Genomic DNA, 8,092 nt, shown 5'->3' on the forward strand with positions numbered 1-8,092 from the left:
CTCGAACGGCGCTCCGCCCTGCGCCACCGTCCCCGCGCCCGCCTGCGTCCACAGCAGCAGCCAGCTGGGCGACCCCGCCGGCCGCCGCGTCGCGTACCCGGGGAGCTTGTCGTAGTGGCCGACGATCATCAGCTCGGCAGCAGGAACGGACATGTCCTCAGCAATCACAGGCATACCGTTACCCGATCCGGTTCCTTAGCGTGAAATACATGAGGATCGACGATTTCCACGAACAGGGATACATGCTGGTGCCCGGCCTCCTCGCCCAGGAAGAGGTGGCCAGGCTGCGCGAGGAGTTCATGGCGATGCACGCCGGGGGCCCGATCCCGGGTCACTTCGCGCCGCAGCCGCAGGAGCCCGGGCGGCCGTACGACATCCTGCGCGAATACCCGCGCATCATGCACCCCCACGAGGTGAACGACCTGGCCCTGCGCTACCTCCTGGACACGCGCATCGCCGCGATACTCCACGACATACTCGGCGAGGAGCCGATAGCAGCCCAGAGCATGTTCTACTTCAAGCCGCCGGGCGCCAGGGGCCAGGCGCTGCACCAGGACAACTTCTACCTCCGCGTCGAGCCGGGCACCTGCGTGGCCGCGTGGGTGGCGCTCGACCGGGTGGACCGGGCGAACGGTGGCCTGGAGGTGGTGCCGGGCACGCACCTGATGGACCTGTTCTGCCCGGAGGAGGCCGACCAGGACGTCTCGTTCACCAGGGAGTACGTGCCGCCGCCGCCCGGGCTAAAGAAGGTGCCGGTCGACATGGACCCGGGCGACGTGTTGTTCTTCAACGGCAGCCTGGTGCACGGCTCGGAGCCGAACAGCACGGCCGACCGCTTCAGGCGCAGCTTCATCTGCCACTACACCGGCCGCTCGGCGGAGCGGATCGCCGAGTACTACCCGACGCTCACCATGTCCGGCGAGCGCATCCAGCTGGAGCGGGCCGTGGGCGGCGGACCTTGCGGCACCGAGGTGGCCGGTCCGCACTAACCGCCGGAAACATCGGATTCGGCGTCTTCAGGCACGACGCAGTCCCACGGGTCGTCCAGCCACCCGTCGGGAAGATGCACCTTGGACCGCTCGCCTGACTTGCCCCGCGGTGTGTCGGTGTTGGGCGGCCACGGCTGGTCGTGCTCCAGCTTCGCCAGCCCCTCGCGCAGCCCGTCGAGCGACTCGGCCGTGGCCAGCTCCCGCCGCAGCTCGCTCCCGACCATGAACCCCTTCAGATACCAGCCGACGTGCTTGCGGAAGTCCGCCACCGCGTACCGCTCGACGTCGAAGCACTCGGTCAGCCCCTCGGCGTGCCTGGCCATCATCTGGGCCACGTCGCCGAGCGTGGGGCGGGCCCGCTCGGGGTTGCCGTTGAACGCGTTCTCCAGGTCCTTGAACAACCATGGCCGCCCCAGGCAACCGCGCCCGACCACCACGCCGTCGCACCCGGTGCGCGCCACCATCCGCAGGGCGTCGTCGGCACACCAGATGTCGCCGTTCCCGAGCACGGGGATCTCCGGCACGGCCTCCTTGAGCCGGGCGATGGCGTCCCAGTCGGCGACCCCGCCGTAGTGCTGCCTGGCCGTACGGGCGTGCAACGCGACCGCCGCGACACCCTCCTCGGCGGCGATCCGCCCGGCGTCCAGATAGGTCAGGTGGTCGTCGTCGATGCCCTTGCGCATCTTCATGGTCACGGGCAGCGACCCGGCGTTCGTGACCGCCTCACGCAGGATCCGCCGCAGCAAGTGCCGCTTGTACGGGAGCGCGGACCCGCCCCCGCGCCTGGTCACCTTGGGCACCGGGCACCCGAAGTTGAGATCGATGTGATCGGCCAGGTCCTCCTCGGCGATCATCCGGGCCGCCCGCCCCACGACGCCGGGGTCGACCCCGTACAGCTGGATGCTCCTGGGCTGCTCCGACGCGGCGAACCTGATCATCCTGCGCGTCTTGGGGTTGCGCTCGACCAACCCGCGCGTAGTGATCATCTCGCACACGAACAGCCCGGCGCCCTGCTCCCTGCACAACACCCGGAACGGCGCGTTCGTGATGCCCGCCATCGGCGCCAGCACCACCGGCGGCCAAACCCCAATCGGCCCAATCTTCACTTCGTCAGTTGTAGCGCAGGTCCGGTCGTGAGCGGTATTCGCGGATAGGCTGTCAATGGCATCATCGGCGGATGGGGGATGGATGCTTCTTCGTGTGCGCGTCGCACTGCCCGACAGACCGGGTGCCCTGGCGCAGGTCACCAAGGTCCTGGGAGTGGCGGGCGCCGACATCACCCAGCTGACCGTCCTCGACCGGGGCGCGGGTGCGGCCGTGGACGACATCACGATCTTCTGCCCCGACAGCACCCCCAGGCAGGCGCTGGTCAAGAGCCTGGAGGGGGTCGACGGTGTGCGGGTCGAGGGCATCTGGACCACCCGCGAGGCGCCCGGCACGTACCCGGAGCTGGAGATACTCAAATACATCACGACGGCGGGCGACCGGGCCCTGACCACGCTCGTCGACTCCCTCCCCGTGCTCTTCAGCGCCGACTGGGCGGCGACCACGGCGGAGAACCGCGTGTTGTACGCCAGCTGGCGCACCCCGCAGGAGCTGACGGTCCCGGACGAGGTGCCCGCCCGGCCGACCGCCATGACGCTCGAGGGCGGCCTGCACGTCATCCACGCCCCGCTGCCGCCCCTGGCCATCGCCCTCCTGCTGGCCCGCTCGGAGGGCCCCGCCTTCCACCGCATCGAGGTCCACCGCCTCACCAGGATCCTGGAGATCTTCCTCAGTCTGCCCGCCACGGAACGAAGCGTGGCCCGCCAGCTGCGCAAGTAACCATCCGGCCGGAAAACCCGCTAGAGTTACTTGAGCAACGCGGAAGTGGCTCAGTGGTAGAGCATCACCTTGCCAAGGTGAGGGTCGCGGGTTCGAATCCCGTCTTCCGCTCGGAGACATGGCCCGGTGGCGTGGCCGAGAGGCGAGGCAGCGGCCTGCAAAGCCGTCCACACGGGTTCAAATCCCGTCGCCACCTCACAAGGACGATTAGCTCAGCGGGAGAGCGCTTCCCTGACACGGAAGAGGTCACTGGTTCAATCCCAGTATCGTCCACCACAGTTGGCAGCGCGCGAACCGCACGCTCACTGTCCGAGAGGGCTGGTCCGTCATGGGCCGGCCCTTCGTCGTTCCCGGTGATTCGTCGTTCCCGGTGATGGGGGACGCCGTCGGTCAGGATCTCCCCGATCCAGTCGCGGATCATGGTGTGGCCGGCGGGCGTGCGGACCTGTGGTGGCTGGACGTCGGCTCGGGGGCGCCGCCGAGGTGATCGGCGACGCCCCCTTTCCCCGCCCGCGAGGCGAACCGGTCGTTACCCGAACGCGAACGCCCGGACCGTGGTCTGCTCAACGGAGTTCCCGGAGACGTCCGCCCCGGTGATCTTCAAGGACGCGTAGCCTTCACCGCGGGGCTGCAGGACGTGCGCCCTCCACCGGTCCGCGATGTGCACCACCGGCACCCTCGCCCAGGTGACGCCGTCGTCGAACGACACCTGCGCGGTCACCGTCGTGATCTCCTCACCGGTGGCGTAGCCGGGATCGAGGGTGATGTCGACGGCGGCATTGCGGTCGCGGACCCGGCCGGTGAGATCGGTGTGCGCGTCGGCCCGGACGGCGTACAGCGGCGCATACGCGGCGGTCGCCGCCTGGCGCCGAGCGGAACGTCCACACGGTGTTGACGCTGGTCGCCAGATCGGTCCACGCCGCTTCCCGCGTGGCGGTGCCGGTGCGGGTGTACGTGCCCGCACTCGCCGGGACGGTGAAGGTCGCCGAGGCGCCGCTGGAGGTTCCCAGCATCATGCCGTCCCGTGCCAGCGTCAGCGACGTACGCGCCGCACTGGTGCCCATGTGGGCGGCGGTGAAAGACGAGAACGGCGCGTACGCCACGGTGAGCCTGTCGGCGCCGGCCGCGCGACGGGTATTGTGCCGCGTCTTAACCTCGCGAACCTTGCCGTCTACTCGGCGGATGGCCACCGCCGGGATCGGCTTGATCGGCCGGTCCCAGAGAAATATGATCGCGCGCTCGCCCCCTCGGCCTGTTAGCGTTACCGCCGAGGGGGTGAGCCGCGGTGAGATCCAGGGACGGCAGGCCTGCGGTGCTCATGGACGTGGCCGTGCTCGCCGGCGTCTCCACGATGACCGTCTCGCGGGTGCTCAACGCGCCCGAGCGGGTCCGAGCCGAGACGCGGGCCCGCGTGCTGGCCGCCGTCAAGGAGCTCGACTACCGGCCCAACCAGGCCGCCCGCCAGCTCGTCACCGGCCGCTCGGGCGTGCTCGGCGTGGTCAGCATCGACACCACGCTCTACGGCCCCGCCTCCACGCTCTACTGCATCGAGCAGGCCGCCAGGCACGCCGGCTACAACGTCAGCATCGCCAGCCTGAGCTCGCTCAACCGCAGGTCGATGGAGGAGGGCATGCAGCGGCTGCGCGCCCAGGCCGTCGACGGCGTGATCATCGTGGCGCCGCACGAGTCGGCGGCCGACGGCCTGCGCCACCTGCCGCCCGAGATGCCGGTGGTCGCGGTGGACGCAGGAGATGACATCCCCGTGCCCGTCGCCAAGGTGGACCAGAGGGCCGGCGCCGCCCGCGTGACCAGGCACCTGCTCAGCCTCGGCCACGAGACGGTCTGGCACGTGGCCGGCCCGGCGGACTGGCTCGACGCCAACGACCGCATCGCGGGCTGGCGCGGCGTGCTGGAGGCCGCCGACCGGCCGGTGCCCGAGATCCTGCGCGGCGACTGGAGCTCGCGCTCCGGCTACCAGCTCGGCCGCGAGCTGGCCCAGGACCCCGGCGTCACCGCCGTGTTCGTGGCCAACGACCAGATGGCGCTCGGGGTGCTGCGCGCGCTGGGCGAGGCGGGGCGGCGCGTCCCCGAGGACGTGAGCGTGGCCGGGTTCGACGACATCCCGGAGGCCGCGTACTTCTGGCCGCCGCTGACGACCGTGCGGCAGGACTTCCAGGAGGTCGGCCGGCACGCGTTCCACCTGCTGCTGGGCCAGATGGCGGGCGCCGAGCCCGACACCCGCCGGCTGGTGGAGCCGGAGCTCATCGTCCGCGAGAGCACCGCTAGCCGAGCCTGATCACGTTCCAGGAGACGGGCGGGAGCAGGACCCGCATCGGGTCGTGCTCGACGTCCGCGTTCGGCCGGGGCGCGACGCGGTCGGGGTCGTCGGCCGTGTTGCGGGCGTAGACGTCGGAGTCCGTCAGCGTGGTGGCCTCGACGATCCGGGCCCCGCCGAGCGCCCGCGCGTCGATCTCCAGGGAGAGCGGCCCGTCGGTGGAGCGGTTGACGGCGAACACCGTCGTGCCCGCGTCGGAGTGCGTGGCCACCGCGTGCAGCAGCGGCACCTCGCCGAACTCGGCCGTCTCGTACAGCGGCGACACCGGCTCGACCCGTAGCACGTCCCCGGCCGCGAGCCTGGAAGCCTGCGCGAACGGGTGGAACGTGGTCTGCTTCCAGGCCCGCCCGCCGGACTCGGTCATGATCGGCGCGATCACGTTCACCAGCTGCGCCAGCGAGGCGGCGGTCACCCGGTCGCTGTTGCGCAGCAACGTGATCAGCAGGCCGCCGAACGCGACCGCGTCGGCCAGGTGGTAGTGGTCCTCCAGGAGCGGCGGCGCGACCGGCCAGTCGGCGGGGGTCCCGGCGTTCTGGAAGCGGGACAGGTACCAGACGTTCCATTCGTCGAAGGAGATGTCGATCTTCTTGCGCGACTTCAGCCGGGCGCCGACGTGGTCGGCGGTGGCCACGACCGAGCGGATGAAGTACTCCATGTTGGTCGAGCAGGCCAGGAAGCTGCCGAGGTCGCCGTCCTTCTCCTCGTAGTAGGCGTGGCAGGAGATGTAGTCCACCAGGTCGTACGTCTCCTCCAGCACCTCGGCCTCCCAGGCGCCGAAGGTCGGCATGCTGGAGCTCGAGCTGCCGCAGGCCACCAGCTCCAGGTCCCGCTGCACCATGCGCATGGCGCGGGCGGTCTCGGCGGCGAGCCTGCCGTACTCGCGGGCCGTCTTGTGCCCGGTCTGCCAGGGGCCGTCCATCTCGTTGCCCAGGCACCACATCGTGATCCCGTGCGGCTCCTTGGCGCCGTTGGCGGCCCGCAGGTCGGACAGGGCGGTGCCGGACGGATGGTTGCAGTACTCCAGCAGGTCCAGTGCCGCCTCGATGCCGCGGGTGCCGAGGTTGAGCGCCATCATCGGCTCGACACCGGCCTTGCGGCACCAGCGCACGAACTCGTCGACGCCGACCTCGTTCGTCTCGGTGCTGTGCCAGGCCAGGTCGAGGCGGCGGGGACGCTGGTCCTTGGGCCCGACGCCGTCCTCCCAGCGGTAGCCGGAGACGAAGTTGCCGCCGGGGTAGCGGACCGTGGAGACGCCCAGTTCCCTGGTCAGGTCGAGCACGTCGCGGCGGAAGCCGTCCTCGTCGGCCGTGGGATGTCCCGGCTCGTAGATGCCGGTGTAGACGCAGCGCCCGAGGTGTTCGACGAAGGTGCCGAAGGTACGCCGGCGTACCGGAGCGACCTTGAACGCGGGATCGATCGTGAGTGTGGCCTGATGCACGGAGAGGGCTCCTGTTTCGCGGGCGTTACGTCGCTCAGATTGTTAGCGTTATCAGCCGGGCCGGTCAAGGCCGGGCGATCACGGAGAACGGGCCTTGACATCCCCGGTGTTACCGCTAACACTCGGGTAACCCCGACGAAACATCGAGGCCACCGTGCAAGATCCCCCCAAACTTTCGCGTCGGAGCCTCCTCGGCGGCAGTCTGGCGCTCGCCGGCGCCACGGCCGCCGGGTGCGCCATCCCCGTGGGGCTCGGCTCCTCCCAAACCCGCGTCCAGTACTGGCACTTTCTCGGTGCGAGCGACGGCATCATCATGAACCAGATGGTCACGGCGTTCGCCAAGGACAACCCCAACATCTTCGTCGAAGAGAACGTGCTCGCCTGGGGCGAGCCGTACTACACCAAGATCGCCATGGCCGGCTCCGGCGGGCGGTCTCCCGACCTGGCCAGCTTCCACCTGGCCCGCCTGGCCGGGATCGGCGCCGGCGCCATCCTCGATCCCATCAACGTGAGACTGCTGGAGGAGGCCGGCCTGCGTGGCGCCGACTTCAGCCCGCCCATCTGGGAACGCGCCCACCTCGACGGCGTGTTGTACGCCATCCCGTTCGACGCCCACCCGATGGTGCAGTACTACAACACCGACATCTGCGGCCGGGCCGGACTGCTCGGCGCGGACGGCAAGCTGGTGCCCACCCGGAACCAGGACGAGCTGCTGGCCATGCTGCGCAAGGCCAAGGAGGTGCTGGGCGGCAAGCCGCCGCTGGTGTTCGACGCGCTCGGCCTGGGCACCGTCGGCCCCTGGCGGGTGTGGTTCTCGCTCTACCCGCAGAGCGGCGGCACCCTGCTGGCGGACGACGGCGTCACGATCACCATCGACGACCAGAAGGCGCTGCAGGCGCTGCGGCTCATGGCGCAGCTCGGGCAGGAGGGGCTGTGCGATCCGCGCACCGACTACGGCGCGTCCGTCGCCAGCTTCACCAACGGCCAGTCCGCGTTCCTGTGGAACGGCGACTGGGAGACCACCGGGCTCAAGGAACGCAAGACGCCGTTCAGCATGACCCGCTTCCCGAGCGTGTTCGGAAACGGGGCGGCGCAGGCCGACTGCCATGCGTTCGTCCTGCCGCACCAGCGGTTCCGCGATCCCGAGGTCGAGCGGGCCACGTACCAGTTCATCGCCCACATCATCAAGAACAGCGCCGACTGGGCGGTCGCCGGGCACGTGCCCGCGTACCTGCCCGCCCTCGAAGAGCCCGACTACCTCGCGCTGCAACCCCAGTCGGAGTACCGCTCGGTCATCACCGAGGTCGCGCTCGATCCCCAGGTGTGGTTCGCCGGATCGGCGTCGCGGTTGTGGCTCGAGTTCGGGGAGGCGTTCTCCCCGGTGATCGGCGGTGAACGGTCGCCGGAAGACGGCCTGGCCGCGGCCAAGGCCTCGCTGAACCGGCTCCTGTCGGCCCCGAACCCCTTCCCCGACCAGGAGCGATGATGACCACCACCGTCACCGCC

7 protein-coding genes and 3 tRNA genes are annotated in these 8,092 nt (G+C 70.1%); 7 read left to right on the forward strand and 3 right to left on the reverse strand.

The window, feature by feature from the left end; genetic code table 11:
* Positions 1-209: 209 nt before the first annotated feature.
* A complete protein-coding gene (locus ETD86_RS50795; protein ID WP_138673801.1) occupies positions 210-989 on the forward strand; it encodes a phytanoyl-CoA dioxygenase family protein in 780 nt (259 codons plus the stop codon).
* On the opposite strand, the gene dusB is transcribed toward ETD86_RS50795, so the two are convergent.
* Complete coding sequence (gene dusB / locus ETD86_RS50800) at positions 986-2,095, reverse strand: tRNA dihydrouridine synthase DusB (protein WP_211370844.1); 1,110 nt, start codon at positions 2,093-2,095, stop codon at positions 986-988. The genes ETD86_RS50795 and dusB overlap by 4 nt on opposite strands.
* A 94-nt stretch (positions 2,096-2,189) precedes the next feature.
* Here dusB and ETD86_RS50805 point away from each other — a divergent pair, with 94 nt between their 5' ends.
* The 4 genes from ETD86_RS50805 (at position 2,190) to ETD86_RS50820 (ending at position 3,089) form a co-directional block, all read left to right on the forward strand.
* Complete coding sequence (locus ETD86_RS50805) at positions 2,190-2,813, forward strand: ACT domain-containing protein (protein ID WP_138673802.1); 624 nt, start codon at positions 2,190-2,192, stop codon at positions 2,811-2,813.
* A gap of 39 nt (positions 2,814-2,852) precedes the next feature.
* A tRNA-Gly gene (locus ETD86_RS50810) sits at positions 2,853-2,924 on the forward strand.
* Between the two features lie 14 nt (positions 2,925-2,938).
* Positions 2,939-3,009: transfer RNA gene (locus tag ETD86_RS50815), tRNA-Cys, on the forward strand.
* A 5-nt stretch (positions 3,010-3,014) separates the two neighbouring features.
* Positions 3,015-3,089 (forward strand) — tRNA-Val (locus ETD86_RS50820).
* 253 nt (positions 3,090-3,342) lie between these two features.
* On the opposite strand, the gene ETD86_RS50825 is transcribed toward ETD86_RS50820, so the two are convergent.
* Complete coding sequence (locus ETD86_RS50825; RefSeq protein WP_138673803.1) at positions 3,343-3,777, reverse strand: hypothetical protein; 435 nt, start codon at positions 3,775-3,777, stop codon at positions 3,343-3,345.
* A 321-nt stretch (positions 3,778-4,098) separates the two neighbouring features.
* Between ETD86_RS50825 and ETD86_RS50830 the strand changes: the two genes are divergently transcribed.
* On the forward strand, positions 4,099-5,109 hold the full coding sequence (locus ETD86_RS50830; RefSeq protein WP_246149463.1) for a LacI family DNA-binding transcriptional regulator: 1,011 nt from the start codon (positions 4,099-4,101) through the stop codon (positions 5,107-5,109).
* On the opposite strand, the gene arfA is transcribed toward ETD86_RS50830, so the two are convergent.
* A complete protein-coding gene (gene arfA, locus ETD86_RS50835) occupies positions 5,096-6,586 on the reverse strand; it encodes an arabinosylfuranosidase ArfA (RefSeq protein WP_138673804.1) in 1,491 nt (496 codons plus the stop codon). The two genes, ETD86_RS50830 and arfA, sit on opposite strands and share 14 nt — an antisense overlap.
* A gap of 154 nt (positions 6,587-6,740) precedes the next feature.
* Between arfA and ETD86_RS50840 the strand changes: the two genes are divergently transcribed.
* Complete coding sequence (locus tag ETD86_RS50840; RefSeq protein ID WP_170223741.1) at positions 6,741-8,072, forward strand: extracellular solute-binding protein; 1,332 nt, start codon at positions 6,741-6,743, stop codon at positions 8,070-8,072.
* Positions 8,073-8,092: the final 20 nt, after the last annotated feature.

Origin of the sequence: Nonomuraea turkmeniaca, assembly GCF_005889735.1 — a bacterium.
Lineage (GTDB): Bacteria > Actinomycetota > Actinomycetes > Streptosporangiales > Streptosporangiaceae > Nonomuraea > Nonomuraea turkmeniaca.

Bases quoted from the DNA above. Each gene is read 5' to 3' on its own strand.
- ETD86_RS50795 (WP_138673801.1), top strand. From the start codon at position 210: ATGAGGATCGACGATTTCCACGAACAGGGATACATGCTGGTGCCCGGC.